This is a genomic window from Roseovarius confluentis (genome assembly GCF_002917925.1).
GTDB classification, from domain to species: domain Bacteria; phylum Pseudomonadota; class Alphaproteobacteria; order Rhodobacterales; family Rhodobacteraceae; genus Roseovarius; species Roseovarius confluentis.
In genome coordinates this window covers 33,133-54,308 of sequence record NZ_PPFE01000014.1, presented here as the reverse complement: position 1 = coordinate 54,308, position 21,176 = coordinate 33,133, and the positions used below count along the sequence as shown (strand labels likewise).

The 21,176-nt window shown below is 63.9% G+C and carries 26 protein-coding genes; 20 read left to right on the top strand and 6 right to left on the bottom strand.

The window, feature by feature from the left end; all coding sequences use genetic code 11:
- Position 1 precedes the first annotated feature (1 nt).
- Positions 2 to 622 (bottom strand): hypothetical protein, encoded by a 621-nt coding sequence (locus C2I35_RS20705; protein ID WP_103764938.1) that lies wholly within the window; start codon positions 620 to 622, stop codon positions 2 to 4.
- Positions 623 to 785: 163 nt separating this feature from the next.
- Between C2I35_RS20705 and C2I35_RS20700 the strand changes: the two genes are divergently transcribed.
- From C2I35_RS20700 to C2I35_RS20665, 8 genes are all read left to right on the top strand, one after another.
- Positions 786 to 1,913 carry an S-(hydroxymethyl)glutathione dehydrogenase/class III alcohol dehydrogenase gene (locus C2I35_RS20700; protein ID WP_103764937.1) on the top strand — a complete coding sequence of 376 codons (1,128 nt, stop codon included), beginning with the start codon at positions 786 to 788 and terminating at the stop codon, positions 1,911 to 1,913.
- Between the two features lies 1 nt (position 1,914).
- Positions 1,915 to 2,748, top strand: coding sequence for an S-formylglutathione hydrolase (gene fghA / locus C2I35_RS20695; protein WP_103764936.1), 834 nt, complete (start codon positions 1,915 to 1,917; stop codon positions 2,746 to 2,748).
- A 37-nt stretch (positions 2,749 to 2,785) separates the two neighbouring features.
- Complete coding sequence (locus C2I35_RS20690; RefSeq protein ID WP_371931651.1) at positions 2,786 to 3,178, top strand: c-type cytochrome; 393 nt, start codon at positions 2,786 to 2,788, stop codon at positions 3,176 to 3,178.
- A gap of 121 nt (positions 3,179 to 3,299) precedes the next feature.
- Complete coding sequence (locus C2I35_RS20685; protein WP_103764935.1) at positions 3,300 to 5,099, top strand: methanol/ethanol family PQQ-dependent dehydrogenase; 1,800 nt, start codon at positions 3,300 to 3,302, stop codon at positions 5,097 to 5,099.
- 106 nt (positions 5,100 to 5,205) lie between these two features.
- Complete coding sequence (locus C2I35_RS20680; protein ID WP_103764934.1) at positions 5,206 to 5,733, top strand: c-type cytochrome, methanol metabolism-related; 528 nt, start codon at positions 5,206 to 5,208, stop codon at positions 5,731 to 5,733.
- On the top strand, positions 5,717 to 6,586 hold the full coding sequence (locus C2I35_RS20675; protein WP_211286202.1) for a substrate-binding domain-containing protein: 870 nt from the start codon (positions 5,717 to 5,719) through the stop codon (positions 6,584 to 6,586). Before C2I35_RS20680 ends, C2I35_RS20675 begins: the two co-directional genes overlap by 17 nt.
- Positions 6,583 to 7,128 (top strand): PQQ-dependent catabolism-associated CXXCW motif protein, encoded by a 546-nt coding sequence (locus tag C2I35_RS20670; protein WP_371931649.1) that lies wholly within the window; start codon positions 6,583 to 6,585, stop codon positions 7,126 to 7,128. Before C2I35_RS20675 ends, C2I35_RS20670 begins: the two co-directional genes overlap by 4 nt.
- Positions 7,129 to 7,229: 101 nt before the next feature.
- Positions 7,230 to 8,573: a hypothetical protein gene (locus tag C2I35_RS20665; protein ID WP_146050100.1), complete on the top strand. Its 1,344-nt coding sequence runs from the start codon at positions 7,230 to 7,232 to the stop codon at positions 8,571 to 8,573.
- A 49-nt stretch (positions 8,574 to 8,622) separates the two neighbouring features.
- Here the strand turns inward: C2I35_RS20665 and C2I35_RS20660 are convergent, their stop codons facing one another.
- From C2I35_RS20660 to C2I35_RS20645, 4 genes are read right to left on the bottom strand one after another with little or no spacing between them, the layout of a single operon-like run.
- Positions 8,623 to 9,432, bottom strand: coding sequence for a quinoprotein dehydrogenase-associated SoxYZ-like carrier (locus tag C2I35_RS20660; RefSeq protein WP_103764932.1), 810 nt, complete (start codon positions 9,430 to 9,432; stop codon positions 8,623 to 8,625).
- Complete coding sequence (locus C2I35_RS20655; RefSeq protein WP_103764931.1) at positions 9,429 to 10,361, bottom strand: YVTN family beta-propeller repeat protein; 933 nt, start codon at positions 10,359 to 10,361, stop codon at positions 9,429 to 9,431. The genes C2I35_RS20660 and C2I35_RS20655 overlap by 4 nt, the downstream gene beginning before the upstream one ends.
- The gene (locus C2I35_RS20650; protein ID WP_103764930.1) at positions 10,345 to 10,887 is read right to left on the bottom strand and encodes an SRPBCC family protein; all 543 of its coding nucleotides are present in this window, start codon (positions 10,885 to 10,887) and stop codon (positions 10,345 to 10,347) included. Before C2I35_RS20650 ends, C2I35_RS20655 begins: the two co-directional genes overlap by 17 nt.
- Positions 10,884 to 11,390, bottom strand: coding sequence for a DUF3280 domain-containing protein (locus C2I35_RS20645; RefSeq protein ID WP_103764929.1), 507 nt, complete (start codon positions 11,388 to 11,390; stop codon positions 10,884 to 10,886). The genes C2I35_RS20650 and C2I35_RS20645 overlap by 4 nt, the downstream gene beginning before the upstream one ends.
- Before the next feature lie 121 nt (positions 11,391 to 11,511).
- On the opposite strand from C2I35_RS20645, the gene C2I35_RS20640 reads away from it, so the two are divergent.
- The 9 genes from C2I35_RS20640 to C2I35_RS20600 are packed head-to-tail and all read left to right on the top strand — an operon-like array spanning position 11,512 to position 18,294.
- Positions 11,512 to 12,717 (top strand): ABC transporter substrate-binding protein, encoded by a 1,206-nt coding sequence (locus tag C2I35_RS20640; protein WP_425442952.1) that lies wholly within the window; start codon positions 11,512 to 11,514, stop codon positions 12,715 to 12,717.
- Between the two features lie 9 nt (positions 12,718 to 12,726).
- The gene (locus C2I35_RS20635; RefSeq protein ID WP_103764928.1) at positions 12,727 to 13,701 is read left to right on the top strand and encodes a YVTN family beta-propeller repeat protein; all 975 of its coding nucleotides are present in this window, start codon (positions 12,727 to 12,729) and stop codon (positions 13,699 to 13,701) included.
- Positions 13,702 to 13,718: 17 nt separating this feature from the next.
- On the top strand, positions 13,719 to 14,168 hold the full coding sequence (locus C2I35_RS20630) for a cupredoxin domain-containing protein (RefSeq protein ID WP_103764963.1): 450 nt from the start codon (positions 13,719 to 13,721) through the stop codon (positions 14,166 to 14,168).
- A gap of 13 nt (positions 14,169 to 14,181) precedes the next feature.
- A complete protein-coding gene (locus C2I35_RS20625; protein WP_103764927.1) occupies positions 14,182 to 14,430 on the top strand; it encodes a PepSY domain-containing protein in 249 nt (82 codons plus the stop codon).
- A gap of 33 nt (positions 14,431 to 14,463) precedes the next feature.
- A complete protein-coding gene (locus C2I35_RS20620) occupies positions 14,464 to 15,426 on the top strand; it encodes an ABC transporter substrate-binding protein (protein WP_103764926.1) in 963 nt (320 codons plus the stop codon).
- The gene (locus C2I35_RS20615; protein ID WP_103764925.1) at positions 15,427 to 16,173 is read left to right on the top strand and encodes an ABC transporter permease; all 747 of its coding nucleotides are present in this window, start codon (positions 15,427 to 15,429) and stop codon (positions 16,171 to 16,173) included.
- Complete coding sequence (locus tag C2I35_RS20610; RefSeq protein WP_103764962.1) at positions 16,170 to 16,790, top strand: ABC transporter ATP-binding protein; 621 nt, start codon at positions 16,170 to 16,172, stop codon at positions 16,788 to 16,790. Before C2I35_RS20615 ends, C2I35_RS20610 begins: the two co-directional genes overlap by 4 nt.
- The gene (locus C2I35_RS20605; RefSeq protein WP_103764924.1) at positions 16,787 to 17,506 is read left to right on the top strand and encodes an ABC transporter ATP-binding protein; all 720 of its coding nucleotides are present in this window, start codon (positions 16,787 to 16,789) and stop codon (positions 17,504 to 17,506) included. The genes C2I35_RS20610 and C2I35_RS20605 overlap by 4 nt, the downstream gene beginning before the upstream one ends.
- Complete coding sequence (locus tag C2I35_RS20600) at positions 17,503 to 18,294, top strand: ABC transporter permease (RefSeq protein WP_103764923.1); 792 nt, start codon at positions 17,503 to 17,505, stop codon at positions 18,292 to 18,294. Before C2I35_RS20605 ends, C2I35_RS20600 begins: the two co-directional genes overlap by 4 nt.
- 7 nt (positions 18,295 to 18,301) lie before the next feature.
- Here the strand turns inward: C2I35_RS20600 and C2I35_RS20595 are convergent, their stop codons facing one another.
- Positions 18,302 to 18,505, bottom strand: coding sequence for a hypothetical protein (locus tag C2I35_RS20595; protein WP_103764922.1), 204 nt, complete (start codon positions 18,503 to 18,505; stop codon positions 18,302 to 18,304).
- A gap of 168 nt (positions 18,506 to 18,673) precedes the next feature.
- Between C2I35_RS20595 and C2I35_RS20590 the strand changes: the two genes are divergently transcribed.
- From C2I35_RS20590 to pqqA, 3 genes are all read left to right on the top strand, one after another.
- Positions 18,674 to 20,242 carry a sensor histidine kinase gene (locus C2I35_RS20590; RefSeq protein WP_245890577.1) on the top strand — a complete coding sequence of 523 codons (1,569 nt, stop codon included), beginning with the start codon at positions 18,674 to 18,676 and terminating at the stop codon, positions 20,240 to 20,242.
- A 47-nt stretch (positions 20,243 to 20,289) separates the two neighbouring features.
- The gene (locus C2I35_RS20585) at positions 20,290 to 20,976 is read left to right on the top strand and encodes a response regulator transcription factor (RefSeq protein ID WP_103764920.1); all 687 of its coding nucleotides are present in this window, start codon (positions 20,290 to 20,292) and stop codon (positions 20,974 to 20,976) included.
- Positions 20,977 to 21,062: 86 nt separating this feature from the next.
- Entirely contained in the window at positions 21,063 to 21,161 is a 99-nt protein-coding gene (gene pqqA / locus C2I35_RS20580) for a pyrroloquinoline quinone precursor peptide PqqA (protein ID WP_057796095.1), read from the top strand.
- Positions 21,162 to 21,176: the final 15 nt, after the last annotated feature.

The following is a 21,176-nucleotide window of genomic DNA, read 5'->3' as shown; positions in this document are numbered from 1 at the left end:
CCTATTCCTTTTCCTTCGCCACGCCCTGCAGCATCTGCGCGATGGCAAAGAGCCGCTTTTCAATCAGCTGCGGCGTCTCGCAAAGATACGTGATCGACTGCTGCCGGTCGGAATAGATCACCTGGTCCCAATCCAGCTTTTCCTCCAATTCATCGACGCGGTCAAAATCCGGGTTCTCCGCTTCCAGCGCCGTGTCCATCTCCAGCCGCATCTCGTCGATCTTCTCGGCCAGTGCGATCTGCCCCAGAGAGAAATCCGCGATTCCGTTGATGATCTGCGACCGTCGCGTGTTGAGCGACTTGAATGTCTGCGCGAAGGCCCGGCCAAGGTTGGCTTCCGTGTCCTCGGGCCAGCGATCCGTAAACTCTTCGGCCGCCTGCCGCAGCGTGTCCATCTCCAGCCGCCGCACGGCCAAAGTGCCTGCAAGGTCCCTGATTCCCGCCGCCAGCGCCGGATCCTCGACCTCGTCTTCCGGCAACGCGATGGGCCACATCAGCCCCAGCGACAAGGTTTCGACCTTGCGCTGCACGCAAGGCCATGTCGGATCCGAGAAATCTTCCGCCATTGCCGGGGCGGCGGCGCCCAAAAAGCCGGCAAATGCCGTTAAAACAAACGTCCTCATACGATCCTCCCTTGGTCCCATGGGAACACGCCCATCCATCCCCGGCAAGGGTTCACAATGGAATACCAACCAAGGTACTAATTGTGCCGCGGCATTGCCGCCCCCTACCATAGCTTTGAATCACGTGCCTGTCTGCGGCGCGAACGGGAGGAAATACACTATCATGCGCACTAAAGCTGCCGTGGCCCTCGAGGCCGGCAAACCACTGGAAATTATGGAAGTCGAACTCGAAGGCCCCAAGGCCGGCGAGGTTCTGGTGGAAATCAAGGCCACTGGCCTTTGTCACACCGACGAATTTACCCGCTCGGGCGACGACCCCGAAGGCATCTTCCCCGCCATCCTGGGCCACGAGGGCGCCGGCGTGGTGATGGAAGTCGGCGAAGGCGTCACCACGCTCAAGCCCGGCGATCACGTGATCCCGCTTTACACGCCCGAATGCCGTGAATGCGCGTCCTGCCTCTCGGGCAAGACGAATCTCTGCACGGCGATCCGCAATACCCAGGGCCAGGGCCTGATGCCCGACGGCACCACGCGGTTCAAGATGCTGGATGGTACGCCCATCCACCATTACATGGGCTGCTCGACCTTCGCCAACCACACGGTCATGCCCGAAATCGCGCTGGCCAAGGTGCGCGACGACGCGCCCTTCGACAAGATCTGCTATATCGGCTGCGGCGTGACCACCGGCATCGGCGCGGTGATCAACACCGCCGGCGTCGAAATCGGCTCGACCGCCGCGGTGTTCGGTCTCGGCGGCATCGGCCTCAACGTGATCCAGGGCCTGCGCATGGCGGGCTGTGACATGATCATCGGCGTCGACCTGAACGACGACAAGGCCGAGATGGCCAAGAAGTTCGGCATGACCCATTTCGTGAACCCCACCAAGGTCGACAACACGGTCCAGGAGATCGTGAACATGACCAAGCGGGGCAATGATCAGATCGGCGGCGTGGACTATTCCTTTGATGCCACCGGCAACGTGAAGGTGATGCGCGACGCGCTGGAATGCTCGCACCGCGGCTGGGGCTGCTCGGTCATCATCGGCGTGGCCCCCGCGGGCGCCGAGATCTCCACCCGTCCCTTCCAGCTGGTCACCGGTCGGGTCTGGAAAGGCACCGCGTTCGGCGGCGCCAAGGGCCGCACCGACGTTCCGAAATTCGTCGACTGGTACATGGACGGCAAGATCGAGATCGACCCCATGATCACTCACAAGCTGACGCTTGACGAGATCAACCACGGGTTCGAACTGATGCACGAAGGCAAATCGATCCGCGCCGTGGTGGAGTTCTGATTTGTCCCACGAGGTCGTCTCTCAGAACAGGAGCTTCGGCGGCGAACAGATCGTCTACAAGCACAGTTCCAACACATGTGCCTGCGAGATGACCTACGCTGTCTACCAGCCTCCGCAGGCCAAGGATGGCCCGGTTCCGGTGCTTTGGTACCTTTCGGGCCTGACCTGCAACCACGAAAACGCCATGACCAAGGGCGGTTTCCAGGAACACGCAGCGCGGGAAGGCATCGCGCTGGTGTTCCCCGACACCTCGCCCCGGGGCGAGAACGTGGCGGATGACGAGGCGTATGATCTGGGCCAGGGGGCTGGCTTTTACGTCAACGCCACCTGCGACCCGTGGCGGCAGCATTACCGCATGTACGACTACATCGTGAACGAGCTCTACTCGATCATCATGGAAACCCAACCGGTGCAGGACCGTCACGGTATCACCGGGCACTCCATGGGTGGGCACGGTGCCATGACCATCGCCATGCGCAACCCCGACAAGTTCGAGTCGCTCTCGGCCTTCGCGCCCATCGCCAATCCGACCCGCTCGGATTGGGGGCGCAAGCAGCTCAGTGCCTATCTGGGCGACGACGAAAGCACCTGGGCGCAACACGATTCCACGCTGCTGCTGGAAGAACACGGCTGGAAAGGCGACGTGCTGATCGACCAGGGATCGAGCGACCAGTTCCTCGACCTGCTGAAACCCGAGGCGCTGGCCGACACGATGGCCAAACGCCGCCAGCCGGGCCAGATCCGGATCCAACCGGGCTATGACCACTCTTACTTTTTCGTGCAGACCTTCGCTGCCGACCATGTTTCGTGGCACGCCGAACGCCTGCTGCAATGATGTGTGTACTGACACTGTTGACTAGGGAGACATCAACTTGACCATTCGTACCATCCTCGCCGCCAGCATCCTGGCCACCACGCCCGCACTGGGCTTTGCGCAAGACGTCGAAGGCGACGCCGAAGCCGGTGAAAAAGTGTTCCGCAAATGCATGGCCTGCCACGCCGTGGGCGAAGGCGCCAAGAACAAGGTCGGCCCGGTGCTGACCGGCATCGTCGGCTCACCCGTCGCGGCGAATGAAGATTTCGACTATTCCGACGTGCTCGCCGAGATGGGCGCCGAGGGCAAGGAGTGGACGCCGGAAGAACTGGCGGCCTTCCTCGAAAAACCGCGCGACTATGCCAAGGGCACCAAGATGGCCTTCGCCGGTCTGCGCAAGGAAGAAGAAAGAATGAACGTGATCGCGTACCTCGCCTCGACCGGCGAATAACGCGGCACGTCCGAGACGCGGGGGCTCCTCGAAGGAGAGAGCTTGGGACCCCCGCTTTAACGGTCGATAAATCGGCCATTCCAATGCGGCGGAAGACCGCTGCTTTCATGGGAGGACTACAATGAAGAAGCTTATGCTTTTAACTTCGGGTCTGGCGCTCTGCGCTGGCATGGCCGTCGCCAATGACGACCTTGTCACGCAGATGGACGACCCCAGCCAATGGGCGATCCAGACGGGCGACTACAAGAACCAGCGCCATTCCAAGCTGGATACGATCAACAAGGAAAACGTGGGTGACCTGCAGGTCGCGTGGACCTTCTCGACCGGCGTTCTGCGCGGTCACGAAGGCTCGCCGCTCGTCGTGGGCGACACCATGTATGTCCACACGCCCTTCCCGAACATCGTCTACGCGCTCGACCTGGCCGACGAAGGCAAGATCAAGTGGAAGTACGAGCCCAAGCAGGATCCGGACGTCATTCCGGTGATGTGCTGTGACACCGTGAACCGCGGTGTGGCCTATGCCGACGGCAAGATCTTCCTGCACCAGGCCGACACCAAGGTCGTGGCTCTCAATGCCGACGACGGTTCGGTCGAATGGGAAGTCGTCAACGGCGACCCGTCCATCGGCGAGACCAACACCGCGACCGTTCTTCCGGTCAAGGACAAGGTCATCGTCGGCATCTCGGGCGGTGAGTTCGGCGTGCGTGGTCACGTGACCGCCTACAACATGTCGGACGGCAGCCAAGCCTGGCGCGCCTACTCGATGGGCCCTGACGAGGACATCCTCGTGGACCCCGAGAACACGACCCACCTGGGTGAGCCTGTCGGTGAAAACTCCGGCACCAACACCTGGGAAGGCGACCAGTGGCAAATCGGCGGCGGCACCACCTGGGGCTGGTACTCGGCGGATCTCGAAGAGAACCTGATGTACTACGGCACCGGCAACCCGTCGACGTGGAACCCCTCGCAGCGTCCCGGCGACAACCGCTGGTCCATGACCGTCATGGCCCGCGACATCGACACGGGCGAGGCCAAGTGGTTCTACCAGATGACCCCGCATGACGAGTGGGATTACGACGGCGTCAACGAAATGATCCTCACGGAGCAGGAAATTGACGGCGAGGAGCGCAAGCTTCTGACCCACTTCGACCGTAACGGTCTGGCCTACACGATGGACCGTGTGTCGGGTGAACTTCTGGTCGCCGAAAAGTACGACCCGGTCGTGAACTGGACCTCCGGCGTCGACATGGACCCCGACTCCGACACCTACGGTCGTCCCGAAGTGGTGGCGCAATACTCCACCGAGCAGAACGGCGAAGACGTCAACTCCACCGGCATCTGCCCGGCGGCGCTTGGCACCAAGGACCAACAGCCCGCGGCCTATGACCCGGAAACCCAGCTGTTCCTGGTCCCGACCAACCACGTCTGCATGGACTACGAACCGTTCCGCGTCAGCTACACCGCAGGTCAGCCCTATGTGGGCGCGACCCTGTCGATGTACCCTGCCCCGGATAGCCATGGCGGCATGGGCAACTTCATCGCCTGGGATAACATCAACGGCGAAATCAAGTGGTCCAACCCCGAGCAGTTCTCGGTCTGGTCCGGTGCTCTGACCACCGCCGGTGGCATCACCTTCTACGGTACGCTCGAGGGCTACCTGAAGGCGGTCGACACCTCCACGGGTGAGGAACTCTACAAGTTCCGCACACCCTCGGGCATCATCGGCAACGTGATGACCTACGAGCGTGAAGGCAAACAGTATGTCGCCGTCCTCTCGGGCGTCGGTGGCTGGGCCGGCATCGGTCTCGCGGCCGGTCTGACCAACCCCAATGACGGTCTGGGCGCCGTGGGTGGCTACGCCGCTCTCAGCGACTACACTGCACTGGGTGGCCAGCTGACCGTGTTCGCTCTGCCGGACTAAGGTTTACGCAACAGCCGGGGCCGGTCCTCCTTCGGGAAGGCCGGCCCCGTGCCCAAGATAAACAACGCATTATCAGTACCCGAAACAGGAAAGGTATGACCGCATCATGAGCACCGGACTCCGCTTGACACTCGCCTCGGCCCTGGTCGCACTGCCGATCACCGCCTCGGCTCAGAACTGGAGCGATCAGCCGGTCGATCCTGCAAACCACGATGAGACCGTCGCCTACGAAGAAGGCGGGCGCTACTTCAACGAGGAAGATCTGCCCACATACAACGTGGCCGAAGACGGCACCGTCGACTGGCTGACCTTCTCGGGCTTCCGCCGCTATCACGCCGAATGCCACGTCTGCCACGGCCCCGATGGCGAAGGCTCGTCCTACGCCCCCAAAGTCAAGAATTCCGCCGTCCACATGGGCTATTACGACTTCTACGATGTTGTCGTGAACGGCCGTGGCAACGGCAACTCCGTCATGCCCCACTTCGGCGACAACCCGAACGTGATGTGCTATCTCGACGACATCTACGTCTATCTCAAGGCTCGCGGCATGGAGGCCGTCCCGCGCGGACGCCCCGGCTCGAAAGAAGCCAAGTCAGAATCGATCCAAGAGGATGAAGATGCCTGCATGGGCTAAATCCGCAGCATTGCGCGCCGCCGCCCGCCTCACCGGGTCGGCGGCGCTTTGCTTTTCGGCGCTGATGATGTCCGGGCCGGCGACGGCCCAGACTTCCGATCTCGTTTCGCAGAACGCCCTGCGCGTCTGCGCGGATCCGGCCAATTACCCCATGTCCACCAAGGAGGGCACGGGGTACGAGAACAAGCTGGCCGAGCTGATCGCGTCCAAGCTGGACCTGCCGGTGCAATACACCTGGTATCCGCAGGCCACGGGATTCATCCGCAACACGCTGAAGGTCAAGCGCTGCGACATCGTGATGGGCTACGCCCAGGGCCACGAACTGGTGCTGAACACCAACCACTACTTCAGCTCGGTCTACACCCTGATCGTCCCGCAGGACAGCCCGCTCGCCTCGGTCGAGACCCTCACCGACGACGCTCTGAAGGGCGCCCGCATCGGCATCATCGCCGGCACGCCGCCGTCTGCGCATCTCGCCCGGCACGGGCTGATCGGCAAGGCCAAGCCTTACAACCTCGTCGTCGACCGCCGGCACGAGAACCCGGCGATCAACATGCTCGACGATCTCAAGGCCGGCGACACCGACGCCGCCATCCTCTGGGGCCCGCTCGGCGGCCCGCTGGTCAAGGCGGATTACCCCGACATGAAGGTGATCCCCCTCATCAACGAGGAACTGCCCCCGCGCCTGTTTTTCCGCATCACGATGGGCGTGCGCCAGGGCGAAAAGGTCTGGCAGCGCGAGCTGAATTCGCTCATCCGCCGTCACCAGGACGAGATCAATGCGCTTCTGGTCGAGGCCGGCGTGCCGCTGGTCAGCGACATGGGCAATGAGATGCTGGAATCGGGCCAGTGAAACAGCTCCTGGTGGCCCTCGCCCTCGCGGCCGGGGCCGCCAGCGCAGCCACCGCCCAGGACGTGGCTGAACCTTCCGACTACCGCATGGACCACTACCGCGCCCCGGTGCCTGCCACGCTTGAGGGCGGCACCGTCATCGACGCGGAAGAGGCGCACGCCCTGTGGGAAACAGGCGAAGCCGCCTTCATCGACGTCCTCCCCCGCGCGCCGAAACCCGAGAACCTGCCCGAAGGCACCATCTGGCGCGACAAGCCCCGCCCCAGCATCCCGGGCGCGGTCTGGTTGCCCAATGTAGGCTACGGTGCGCTGGCCGACGTCACCGCCACCTATTTCCGCGACGGGCTGGATCACGCCACCGGGGGCGACCCCGACCGCCCGGTCGTTTTCTTCTGCCTCGCCGAGTGCTGGATGAGCTGGAACGCCGCGAAACGCGCAATCGAATGGAACCATTCGCAGGTCTATTGGTTCCCCGATGGTACGGACGGGTGGGCGTTTCAGGATTTTCCATTGGAAGAAGTTGAGCCGTTCCCCAACCCCTGACGGGCGAATACGCGCCGGAAATTTGCCGTTTGGCCGGGTCGTCCCATATGGTTTGAAAGCGACTCGCGCATCGAAATTACTAAGACCTGGGAGTGGAAACATTGAATGACAAGTTGATTTACGGGGTTCTGATCGCGGCCGTGGCCGTGCTTTTGGCCGTTGCCGCCCTGCGCCCGAGACCCGAACCGCTGGGCGATCAGACAGCCCAAGCCAGCACCGAAACCTCCGAGGAGGAGACCGCGTCTGCCGAAGGTGACAGCGAAACCTCCGGGGAAGAAACCGCAGCCGCTGAAGGCGAAAGTTCCCAGGAAGAAGCTGCTTCTGCCGAAGGCGACAGCGCAGGTTCCGAAGAACAGGCCGCATCCTCAGAGAGCGACAGCGAAGGCTCTGAAGAGCAAGCCGCCTCCTCCGAGAGTGACAGCGAAGGCTCCGAAGAGCAGGCAGCCTCCTCCGAGAGCGACAGCGAAGGCTCTGAAGAGCAGACCGCATCTTCCGAGAGCGACAGCGAAGGCTCAGAGGAGCAAGCCGCCTCTTCCGAGAGCGACAGCGAAGGCTCTGAAGAGCAGGCTGCCTCTTCCGAGAGCGACAGCGAAGGCTCAGAGGAGCAAGCCGCCTCTTCCGAGAGCGACAGCGAAGGTTCCGAAGAGCAAGCCGCCTCTTCCGAGAGCGACAGCGACGGCTCCGAAGAGCAGGCAGCCTCCTCCGAGAGCGACAGCGAAGGCGCCGAAGAGCAGGCAGCCTCCTCCGAGAGCGACAGCGAAGGCTCTGAAGAGCAGGCAGCCTCCTCCGAGAGCGACAGCGAAGGCGCCGAAGAGCAGGCAGCCTCCTCCGAGAGCGGCAGCGAAGGCTCTGAAGAGCAGACCGCATCTTCCGAGAGCGGCAGCGATGGTTCCGAAGAGCAGGCCGCATCCTCCGAGAGCGGCAGCGAACGCTCTGAAGAGCAGGCAGCCTCTTCCGAGAGCGACAGCGAAGGCTCCGAGGAGCAAACCGCATCCTCCGAAAGCGACAGCGAAGGCTCCGAAGAGCAGACCGCATCTTCCGAGAGTGGCAGCGAAGGTTCCGAAGAGCAGGCCGCATCCTCCGAGAGCGGCAGCGAAGGTTCCGAAGGCACGCAATCCAGCGCAGACAAGATCGCCGCGCTTGAGGAACGTGTGGCCGCGCTCGAGGCTCAGCTCAGCGAAGGTGGCTCAGGCTCCAGCGACAGTGGCTCTTCGTCGGGTGAAGACACCGAAACCTTCGGCGTCGGCTCTACCGCGATGCTGAACGACGGCGACATCCGCATCTTCGTCAGTTCGATTGCCGACGATACCGTGCGCTTCGCCGTAAATGGTTTCAACGTGCAATCCGCAGAATCCGGCTCCGAAGTCGAGCTTGAGAACGGCTGCACGCTGAGCGTCGAAAGCGTCGAGAACAAGACCGCGCGCTTCGCCGCGGCCTGCGAGTAAAGACAAAAGACAGGCCCCGGGCGCATCATGTGCCCGGGGCCGCCCTTTCTTAATATCCGGTCAGTTTCTTGTGCGCGTGGGTCACGGTGCCATCGGTGTCCGTCATCGTCACATCCACCGCCTGCGCCCGGCTCGGCACCGATAGCGCCACCTGCGGGTTTTCCGACAGAGATATCGACCCCGTCATCTCGACATATCCCGCACCGTCCAGGTCGATCTCCACCGTCTCGACATAGCGCATGGGCAAGAACAGCAGCGTGATCTGGTCCATCTGCATCCCCGAATGCGACGGGTGCGAAATGTCCACGTCCATCCGGTTCAGCCGATTGGCCAGCTTGTCCGCCGCACTTTGCCCCAGACCGGTCAACCGCCCGGCCAGTTCGATCTCCATCTGTCCCAGCGTTTCAAGCGCCAGCTTCGGATCGGTCCCCGGCGGGGCCGCACAGGCGCCCTGCCCCGACGTCTTGACGAAGGCCTCAGAGACGAAGAGCCGCCCATCGGTCGTCTCGGCCACGACATGCATCGGCGTCGGCCCATTGATCCGCATGGTCACGTCGAAAAAGAACGCCGGCAGCGGCGCATCCAGGTCAAAGACGGCCGACACCGGCATCGGGTTCTCGTCGATCACCAGCGTCACGCTGGCAATCTCGGCCCCTTCCGGCGCCACCACCTGCGCCCCCAGCTGCGTGCGCGCATCGTTGCCCGTCCGGTAAGGCGCGTCGATGGCGATCACTTCGGCGCCGTCCAAGAGCGCCCGCTCGCCATACATCTCGGCGCTCAGATCCTCCCAGGTGCCCGCCAGCGCCGGCACAGCCATCACGCATAGCGCACTCAACGCGCGTATGGGTGTTCCAATCATTCCGTGTCTCCTCCCGACAGGAATATGCCAAAGGCCCGCGGCCCGTCGCATGTCTCGACGTCATATACCACGTCCAGAGTTTGTGCGTCCATCACGGTCACCGTGTTCTCGAACCAGTTGGCAAAGACCACATGTGCGCCGTCCGCCGTGGCGTCGATCCCTTCGGGATATTCCCCGACGCTGACCTCCTCGACCGGCTCCAGCGTGTCCAGGTCGATCACGCTCAGGGTGTTGGCATACTGGTTGGTCACAAAGGCCCGCCCGCTTGCAAAGGCGACGCCGTAAGGCCGTTCTCCCACCGGTACCGTGGCCAGAACCTTGCCCACGGACGCATCCACGACGCTCACGTCATTGCTGCCCACGTTACCCACCAACAGCCGCCCATCGGGTGCAAAGCCAAGCCCGTAGGGCCGCACGCCCACGCCGACACGGTGCAACAACTCCAAAGTCTCTGCATCCCAGACCGACACCCTGTCGGCATCCTTCTCGGCACTGGCCAGAAACCGCCCATCTTCCGACAGCGCGATCCCCGCCGGCTCCGCCCCGGTCTCGAGCTCCTGCAAGACCTCGAGGCTTTCGGCGTCCAAAACCCAAAGCCGCGCATTGTACCAGTCCGACACGAACAGCCGCCCGCGCGCCGCGTCCAGCGCCACGCCGGTCGGTCCGCCATCCAGCACCGTTTCGGTCAAAAGCCTGCCGGTGAGCGTGAAACGCCGCACGGTCTTGGTATCCGGGGAGACGGAATAGACCGCATCACCACCAACGGCGACCCCGGCAGGCTTGCCCGCCACGTCCCAGCGATCAACCTCGACCCCTCGGGCCACGTCGATCACGCTCAACGCATCAGCAGGCTGACAGGTGACAAAGGCGGTCTGCCCGGCCACCGGCGTGGCCAGGCAAAGCGCCAGCGCATTAAGAGCCCGGCGCACCGAACCGCTCGGTCAGGGCATCCAGCCCCGCCTGGTAGACGCCGCTGACAGCTGCAATCGCCGCCTCGTCATTCAGTTCGGGCGGCGGATCGTTGTTCGGATAGCCGCGATAGAACGCGCCCCGCCATTCCACGATCGACCCGCCCCCGTCACGCGGCTTCACCGTCAGGTGCGACGAGTAATTCGTCACCGGCAGCGTCTCGACCGCCACCTCGGTGATCCGGTAGGAATAGCTCATCTTCTCGTCGCTGTACTTGTAGAGGATCTCGTCGATGGTCGGCCCACCGTCCTCGCCCAGCGTCAGAACCCGCGTGGCGTCGATCTCGTTGCCGCCCTCGCCTTCCGTCGAGTGCACCGCCGGGTGCCAGGACATGTCCTGGAAATTCCCGATCGCCTCCCAGACCTCGGCCGGGTCCGCCGCCACCTCGGTGGTCAGCGTCACCTTCTGCCGCGTCGGCCCGTGCGCCAGCGCCATACCCGGCAGCATCAGCGCCGTCAGGCTGGCCATGAACACTCGTCTTCTCATGTATCTTCCTCCCTGAAGATTCGGTTTTTCAAGATTTGTCGCATCCCCCGCGCCCAGATCTCGTCGGTGCTGCCGCGCACGCTGACGCTGCCGCCCTTCACGATCTCGCCACTGGTGCCATCCTTCAACTGCACCGCGATGGACACAAGAACAGGCGACACCATGTTGACCTCGCCCACCAGGATGAACTCCGCGCCCAGCGTCTTGGCCATGCGAATATCGCATCCGTAACAGCTCGCCGGGTTGCTCACGCGCTCCAACTCCTCCGCCACCGGCGCAAGGTCCAAAAGCGTATAACCTTCCGCCTCGAATCGCTCCGTCAGCATCCCTTCCAGCATCTCCACGCGGGCCAGGTCGGCATCATCCGGCCCAGCGGCCATCAGCGACGAAGATTGTGTCGTCTGGTCCGAACTGTCCTCTAGATGAAGCCCGAAAAAGGCCACCTCGCCTTGCGCGTACGCAGCCGGGGCGAAAGCCAGGAACAGGAACAATATCAATCGCATACGGACGTTCTTAGAAGTTAAGAGTCGCCCTTCATTCTGCGTTGCGTACAGTGATTGCGAAACACGGCAATTGGTATTGGTCGGGCCGCGAGAGGCAATCTGGCGGTAAGGGAGGATAAAAGTGCTGAACCGTTTTGCGACGCTTTTCGCGGCCGCGCTGCTCTGCGCCGCCACGCTGATTTTCACCGCAGGATCTGCCGCCGCGATCGACGTGCGCGCCGCCGTCCTAAGAGTCGACTACCAGGTCCAGCGCCCCATTTCGCGCTTCGACGAGGCGCCCGAGGACCTGGGCTTCGCCGGCGCCGCGCTGGCCGATCAGGACAATAACAGCACCGGCAGCTTCATGGGCCATACCTACGAGACGGTACAGAAATCAGCCACGCCCGACGCCGCCGATGCCGCTCTCGATGAAATTCTCGCCGACGGCATCCGCCTGATCGTCATCCACGCCCGGGAAGAGGACGTTCTGCGCCTCGCCGACCGTGCTGCCGAGGATGGCGCGCTGGTCTTCAACACCCGCGCCGGCGACATGGCCATGCGCAACGAGGAATGCCGCGCCAACCTCCTGCACACCGCCACCAGCTATGCCCAGCAGGCCGACGCCATCGCGCAATTCGCCATCTGGAAGAAATGGCCGCGCTGGGTGCTCATCTCCGGCTCCAACCCCGCCGACATGGCGCTGGCAGACGCCTATCGCCGCGCCGCCACCAAGTTCGGCGCCAATATTGTCGAGGAACGCACATTCGAGGACACCGGCGGCGCCCGCCGCACCGACTCTGGGCACGTTCTCGTCCAGCGCCAACTGCCCAGCTTCATGCAGGGCCTGCCCGAGCATGACGTGGTCATCACCGCGGATGAGACCGACTATTTCGCCGCCTACCTCACCTATCACCTGTGGGATCCGCGCCCCGTGATGGGATCGTCCGGCCTGCGCCCCGTGCAAATGCATGGCGGGCACGAAGCCTACGGCGCAACCCAGCTTCAGACCCGGTTCGAGGAACTGGCGAACCGCTACATCAAGGACGCCGATTACAACGTCTGGATCGCCCTGCGCGCAGTGGGCGAGGCCGTGACCCGCGCAGAAACCGCCGAACCCGACGGGGTGAAAGACTACCTGCTTTCCGACCAATTCGAACTGGCCGGTTTCAAGGGGCAGGAAGTCACCTTCCGCGACTGGAACGGCCAGATGCGCCAGCAGGTCATGCTCTATGACGACCGCGTCACAATCAGCGTCAGCCCGCAGGAAGGCTTCCTGCATCAGAACGCCGTGCAGGACACGCTCGGCCTCGACCGCCCGGAATCGGCCTGCACGGCCTTCAGCAACTAAGGGGAACACATGAAACTCAAGGCACTCCTTCTGACCTCCGCCCTGGCGCTCGCCGCCGGGCCCGCGCTGGCCGGCAAGGCCTTCGTGACCAACGAACGCGGCAACACCATCACCGTGGTCGATACCGAAACATGGGAAGTGACCGACGAATTCTTCGCCGGCAATCGCCCCCGCGGCATCACCGCCAGCCCCGACGGCACCAAGATCTATGTCTGCGCGTCCGACGATAACCTCGTCCGGGTGTTCGATTCGGAAACCTACGAGGAACTGCCCTCGCTCCCCTCTGGTCCCGACCCGGAACTGTTCATCATCGAACCCTCCGGCAAGCGGCTCTATATCGCCAACGAGGATGACAACCTGGTGACCGTCACCGACACCGACAGCCGCACCGTGCTGGCCGAGGTCCCCGTGGGGGTGGAGCCCGAAGGCATGGGCATGAGCCCCGACGCCAAGTGGGTGGTGAACACCTCCGAGACGACCAACATGGCGCATTTCATCTCGACCGAGGATTACGAGATCAAGCACAACGTGCTGGTCGATCAGCGCCCGCGCTACGCCCAGTATACCGCCGACGGCACCCGCCTCTTCGTCACATCCGAGATCGGCGGCACCGTCAGCGTCATGGACATCGCCGAGGACGGCACGCCCACCCTGATCGAGAAGATCAGCTTCGAGGTTCCCAACGTCCAGCCCGAATGGCTGCAACCCGTGGGCGCCAAGGTCACTTCCGACGGCAAGCGCCTCTTCGTGGCGCTCGGCCCCTCCAACCGCGTCGCCGTGGTCGATGCCCAAAGCCTCGAGGTGCTCGACTACATCCTCGTGGGTCAGCGCGTCTGGCAGCTCGATTTCACACCGGACGAGAAATACCTGCTGACGACAAACGGCAATTCCAACGACATCACCGTCATCGACGTGGCCAAGGAAGAGGCCGTGCGCTCCATCCAGGTTGGCGAACAGCCCTGGGGCGTGGTGACCATCGAATAATGAAGGAGACAGAAAAGATGAAGAAACTGATGATGGCCGCGGCCACCGCCGCCACCTGCCTCACCGGCCCCGCCGCCGCCGCACCGCTCTGCGACGACCTCGGCTTTGCTGGTCTGCTGGCCGCCTGCAATCGCGGTGACGACATCCCGATCACCCTCGCCTCGGGCCAGCCCCTGCACGAGACCGGCAGCGTGAACCTGCAATCAGGCGCCTATTACACGCTTGAAATCACCGCCGACGGCTCCGCCGAGCTGGCCGTCACCGGCAGCGATTTCTTCCGCGCGATCTGGATGAACGAAATCGTCATCAACCAGATCGAGATCCGCCCCATGGCCGTCGATTCGCTCGAATTCGACAAGGCGGGCGTGGCCACGATCTCGTTCATCGCCATCAAGCCGGGCAGCCACACGCTGCGCATCCCCGGCTCCACCGGCGAAACCCAACAAGTTACCTTCAACATCCAGTAACGGAGCCCTGAAAATGAAACGTATTTTCGCAATCGCGGCGCTTGTCGCCTCGCCCGCCCTCGCCGACGACCACGTAGACGCCGAAACGGTCGAAAAGATCGAGGCCTATCTCGCCTCCATCGAATGCCAGATGGACCCCGCCGATATCGAAGCCGAAGATGACGGCGGCTACGAGCTTGACGACGTGATCTGCAAGGGCGGCAACCAGTTCGACATCGAACTCGACGCCGACCTGAACGAGGTCGAACGCCGCGCCGAGTAAATTGACCGTTCTCCCATGGAGTAAAGGCCCGCCATGTTGCGCATCATAGCATCTCTCTCCTTCTTGCTAAGCAGCATGGCGGCCTACGCCCAAGAGCCCCCCACGATCCGTGCCGCAACCCTCAAGATCGGCACCGTCAACTGGGAGCTTCAGACCATCGTCGATGAAGGCCTCGACGAAAAATACGGCTTCACCCTCGACATTCAGCCCTATGCCGACAATGGCGCCACCCGCATCGCGGTCGAAGGCAACGAAGCCGACATGGCCGTCGCCGACTGGATCTGGGTTGCCCGCCAGCGCGCCGCGGGCAAACCTTACGTGTTTATCCCCTATTCCCGCGCAGTGGGCGGCGTGGTCGTTCCCGCAGATTCCACCGCCGAAACCCTTGCAGACCTTGCCGGGCAGAAACTCGGCATCGCCGGCGGCCCGCTCGACAAGTCCTGGCTCATCCTGCGCGCGTATGCGCAGCAGGCCCATGACCTCGACCTGGAGGCGGAAACCGAACAGGTCTTCGGCGCCCCGCCCCTCGTTTTCCGCACCGCCCTTGACGGCAGCCTCGCCGGGGCCATCAATTACTGGCACTACCTCGCCAAGATGAAGGCCGCCGGCATGCACGAACTCATTTCCGTCGACACCGCCGCCCGCGAGCTGGGCCTCGACCCCGAAACGCCGCTGCTGGGCTATTATTTCAAGGAAGGTTTCCTGTCGGAGAACCCCGGCCTCGCCCAGTCCTTCTTCGAGGCCAGCCGCGAGGCCAAAACCCTGCTCATGTCCTCCGACGAGATCTGGCAAGACCTGCGCCCGATGATGAATGCCGACAGCGACGCCGAATTCGAGCAACTGCGCACCGACTGGATCGCCGGCATTCCGGCGCGCAAGCCGATCGACACCGACGCCGCCCAGGCCCTTCTCAGCCTGATGCACGACCTCGGCGGCGCCGAGCTGGTGGGCGAGGCCGACACACTCCCCGACGGCCTATTTGCCGACGTCCAGTAAATGCAGACCAAGCTGACGCCGCTCCTCTCCATCGCGGGGCTTCTGGCCCTTTGGGTCGTGGCGTCAACGCTCAAGGCCGACCCGCAGGTCCTGCCCACCCCCTGGGCCCTCGCGCCCCTCTTTGCACAGGAAATCGCCAGCGGCGAACTCTGGACCCACCTCTCCGCCACCCTCCTGCGCGTGCTTTGGGCCTTCTGCCTCGCCATGACGCTGGGCGGGATCATCGGCCTCGCGATGGGTCGCTCCCCCGCGCTCAACCGCTGGCTCGACCCGTGGCTGGTGATCTTCCTCAACCTGCCCGCGCTGGTACTGATCGTGCTCTGCTACCTCTGGATCGGCCTGACCGAGGCCGCCGCCATCGCCGCCGTCACGCTCAACAAGGTGCCCAACGTCGCCATCGTCATCCGCGAAGGCGCCCGTGCGCTGGACCCGCAGCTTGACGCGCTGGCCCGCGTCTACCGCATGTCGGGCTGGACGCGCCTGCGCCACGTGATCCTGCCGCAACTCGGCCCCTTCATCGCCGCTGCCGCCCGTGGCGGCGTGGCCGTCATCTGGAAAATCGTGCTCGTGGTCGAATTCCTCGGCCGCTCCTCCGGCGTGGGCTTCCAGATCCACCTTTATTTCCAGCTATTCGACGTATCCATGGTGCTGGTCTACGCATTCTCCTTCATCGCGGTCATGCTGCTCGTGGAATGGGCGCTGCTGCAACCGTGGGAACGCCACGCAACCCGGTGGCGCCGCGCATGATCACCGTCTCGATCTCTGAGAAACGCTTCGGCGACGACCTCGTGCTCGGCCCCATCGCCTTCGGGATCGCGCAGGGCGAAACCGTCGCCCTTGTCGGCCCCTCCGGCATCGGCAAGTCCACCCTTTTGCGGTTGGTCTCGGGTATCGACACCGATTTCACCGGCCACATTGACCGGCCTCAGGCGATGGCCATGGTCTTCCAGGAACCCACCTTGCTGCCGTGGCGCTCCGCCCTCGACAACCTTACGCTCCTGCATCCCGAGTTGCCGCGCGAACGCGCCCTCGCCGCACTCGATGAGGTCGGCCTCACCGGCAAGGAAACTCTCTTTCCCGGTCAACTCTCCCTCGGCCAACAGCGACGCCTCGCCCTCGCCCGCGCCTTTGCGGGCCAGCCCGACCTGCTGATCATGGACGAGCCGTTCGTGTCGCTCGACGCCGCCGCCGCCGACCGGATGCTGACCCTGACCGAAGAGCTCATCGCCCGCCACCAGCCCGCGACCCTTTTCGTGACCCACGACATGGCCGAGGCGACACGGCTTGCACACCGGACCCTGACACTGGAAGGTGGGCCAGACGGCGCACAGCTCGCCGGAACGACAAAGGACCAGACCACGTGACCACAGGCCTGACCGTCAACAACCTCAGCTTCAACTACGGCGCCAAGCAGGCGCTGGACGACGTGGCGTTCGACGTCGCCCCCGGCACCTTCTGCGCGCTTCTCGGCCCCAACGGCGCCGGCAAATCCACGCTCATTGCCCTGCTGACCCGCCTGCTGGTGGCCCCCCAAGGCGATATCACCGTCGCGGGCCACGACATGCGCCGCGAGCCCCGCAAGGCGCTCGGAAAGCTAGGCGTCGTCTTCCAGCAATCGACGCTCGATCTCAACCTGTCAGTCCGCCAGAACCTTGCCTATTTCGCCGCCCTGCAAGGCCTGCCGAAATCCGAGATCCCCGGCCGCATCGACGCCGCCCTCGACCAGCTCGACATGCGCCAGCGCGCCGACGAAAAGGCCCGCGACCTCAACGGCGGCCACCGCCGCCGCACCGAGCTTGCGCGGTCCCTCATTCACGACCCACACGTGCTCTTGCTGGACGAGCCCACCGTCGGCCTCGACGCCGCCTCGCGACAAGGCATAACGGACCACGTTCACGAACTCACGAAAACCGGCCTCTGCGTCCTCTGGACCACCCACCTCACGGACGAGGTGCGCGATGGCGACGACCTCGTCGTTCTGCACAAGGGCCAAATCATCCACCGCGGCACCGCCGGGGCCGCCCGCGGCGATCAAAGCCTGTCGGACTGGTTCCTGTCGCGCACGGGGGAGGTCGCATGACCGGCACCTTCCGCGTCGCCAAGGCGATCATCGCCCGCGAATTCCTGCGCTTCGTACACCAGCGCGAGCGCTTCATCGCCGCGCTCGTGCGCCCTCTCGTCTGGCTGCTGATCTTCGCCGCAGGCTTCCGCGCGGCCCTCGGCCTGTCGATCATCCCGCCCTACCAGACCTACGTCACCTACGAGACTTATATCGTGCCCGGACTTTGCGCGATGGTGCTGCTCTTCAACGGGATGCAATCCTCGCTCAGCCTCGTCTACGACCGCGAAATGGGCTCGATGCGCCTTCTGCTGACCAGCCCCTTCCCGCGATGGTGGCTGCTGATCTGCCGCCTGTTCGGCGCGACGATCATCTCGGTGCTGCAGGTCTACACCTTCCTCGCCATCGCGGCGGCCTTCGGCATCACAATGCCCACATGGGGCTACCTCGCCGTGCTGCCCAGCCTGATCCTCGGCGGCCTCATGCTCGGCGGCCTCGGGCTGGTCCTTTCGAGCTTCATCAAGCAACTGGAGAACTTCGCGGGCGTGATGAACTTCGTCATCTTCCCGATGTTCTTCATGTCCTCGGCCCTCTACCCCTTGTGGAAAATGGCAGAAAGCTCACCGCTCCTGCGCGACATCTGCGCGCTCAACCCCTTCACCTACGCGGTCGAGCTCATCCGCTTCTCGCTTTATCTCCAGATCAACTGGACCGCGCTCGCCTGGGTCACAGGCAGCACTCTGGTCTTCTGCGCGCTGGCCATCTGGGGCTACGACCCCGCCCGCGGCCTGATGAAGCGCAAGACCTGAGGGGACCTCAGATGTCGAACTCGGTATCGTTCACTGTCCGGCACCGCCAGCTTCGTACACGTTCGTTGGGATGGGTCGACACCCAGCGCGCCAGTTCCGGCTGCGCCCCGGCAAGGCACTGCATCGGTGTTACATCGGAGAACACAAGGCTGCGCTCTCGGCATTGGGTTGGATCTGTCGCCAGGCAGGCGACGAACAGGAGCTCTATCATAATCGTTCCTTACGCGTTGCGTTGGTCCTCGCTCCCGTGCCTCCAGTCATCCAACAGCAATTCCCCTAAGAAAAGCGTAACCGGACCCTGCGCACCGCGTCACGCCAGAATTTGTGCAAAAGAATGCGGCACTTCATCGCAAATGCCCGCGAAAAAGGCGGTCCTGCCATGTCGCTGAAGACCCTTCTCGGCCTCGGCGCCCTCGCCTTGGGGGTCGGCACATGGGTCACCGCGCTGATCCTGTGGCTGGGGCTGCTGGCCGTGTCCGACCGTCTGGATGCCACGCTCAAGGCCGAACAGCGCATGTCGGGCTATGCGGGCCTCTCGACCCAGGCCGCCACCTTTCTCGTCGTCGCGACCGAGGCGGTGCAGCGCGAATTGCCCGCCGACACCCGGTCCGAGCGGCTAGAGCCCGTGGTCGAAAACCTACGCGCGTCTTTCGGGCGCCTGCAACAAAACGTGGCCCAGGCCGTGCAGGAGGCCGAGGACCTCGGCATCGACGCCCAGTCCCGCTTCGGCACCCAATCCCTCGGCCTCGCCAGGATGGAAGCCCTCCTGAACAGCACCATGCGCGGCCTTGGCGACGACGACGTCGACAGACCCCGCCTGCAGGCCCATATCGACAGTTTCGCCACTGGCTTCGACCCTCTGCTCAGCCAGGCGGTTCAGACCGAACAGCTTTTCCGCGCCGACATCCGCGCCGATATCGTAAGCCTGCGCCAAAAGCTGACGCTGGCCGCCATCGCCATCGCGGTGGCCGCGGTCGTGATGGTGCTGGCCTTCTATTTCGGCCTCATCCGCCCGCAATTCGCCCGGCTGGACCGCCTGCGCGACGCGGCACAGAAGATCGGGCAGGAGGATTTCGCAATCGACCTGCCCGAAACCCGCCGGGACGAAATCGGCGGGCTTTACGCCGAGACCAACCGCATGGCCCACGCGCTCGCCGCCCGCAAATCCGCGGTCGAGCAGGACCGTGCACAACTGAACAGCATCATCGCCGCCCGCACCGAGGAATTGCGCGCCGCCAACGAAACCCTCGCCGAAATCGACGAGAATCGCCGCCGCTTCTTTGCCGATGTCAGCCACGAATTGCGCACGCCGCTCACCGTCATCCTGATGGAGGCCCAGATCGGTCGGGCGGCAGGCGGGTCTGAGGCCGACGCCTTCGCCACGATCGAGACCCGCGCCGCGCGTCTCAATCGCCGGATCGACGACCTTCTGCGCGTCGCGCGCTCCGACAGCGGGCAGCTGGCGCTCGAACACGCCGCTGTCGGCCTGCCCGACCTGATGACCGAAGTGCACGAAGAAGTCCGCGCCGAGGCCGACAACGCAGGCATGACCCTCACGCTCTCGGACGTTCCCCACGCCACGCTCACCTGCGATCGCAACTGGATTCGTCAGGTGTTGGTGGGGCTTGTCCGCAACGCCATCCGCCACGCCCGCGACGGCGGGCATGTCCGCCTAGACGCACGATCGGACGACCAGACCGCCGAAATCGCCGTCATTGACAACGGCCCCGGCATCGCAGCCAAAGACCAGACGGGCATCTTCGAACGCTTCTCCCAAGCCGGCAGCGCCTCGGCCCAGGGCTTCGGCATCGGCCTGGCCCTGGCCCGCTGGGTGGTCGAGACCCATGACGGCACCATCACCCTCGAAAGCCCCGTCCCCCCCGCCGACGCCCTCGGCGACGCACCCGGGACAAAGATCGCGGTTCGCCTTCCCCTTTCATCCGGCTAAAACGGCGCTATCCTCACCGTCGCAGCCGCGAAAGAGACCGCATCACCATGACCCGCCTCCTGATCGTCGACGACGACCCGGAAATCACCTCCGCCCTGGCGCGGGGGCTGGGTCTGCACGGCTATCAGGCCGAAACGGTCAACCGCTACGACCACGCGCTAGACAAACTGCGCGCCGAGACCTTCTCGGGCGCCATCATCGACGTCATGCTGGGCGCCGACAGCGGCCTCGACCTCGTGCGCCGCGCCCGCGAAGACGGCGCCACCCTGCCCATCCTGATGCTCTCGGCACTCTCTGACGTCGAACACCGCACCGCGGGTCTCGAGGCCGGGGCCGACGATTACGTGGTCAAACCCTTCAGCTTCGAAGAGCTGGTCGCCCGCCTGCGCGTGCAGGAACGCCGCGCCACGTCGCAGCGCCCGCAGCCCGCCACGCTGAACGCCGACCGCGTCCTGCAGACCGAGACCGCCAAGGTCTCTCTGACCGAGCGCGAAGACGACCTTCTGCGCCTTCTGATCGCCCACGACGGCACCCCCCTGCCACGCGGCGACATCTTCGATGCGCTTTGGCAGGCCGAGGGCTCGGGTAACGAAAACGTGGTGGACGTCTATATCGGCTATTTGCGGAAGAAACTCCGCGACGCCGATTTTGCTTTCGAGATCAAGACAGTACGCAACCAGGGCTTCGTCATAGACGGCCTTGCACCACGTACCGACGCCGGGAACCGGGACTAAAGTCTAAGCGTTTCACAGAAATTAAGAGTCGCAATAACGCGGCCGACTTGTCATCTTTAAACTGTCATTCAAAGGAGGATACCATCATGGCATGGGCAAAACCGATCATCCGCGAAATCGAATGCGGCATGGAAATCAACATGTACGGACCTGACTTCGACGAAGAGCGCGAAGTCCTGATCTAAGACTGCTTGCGCGCG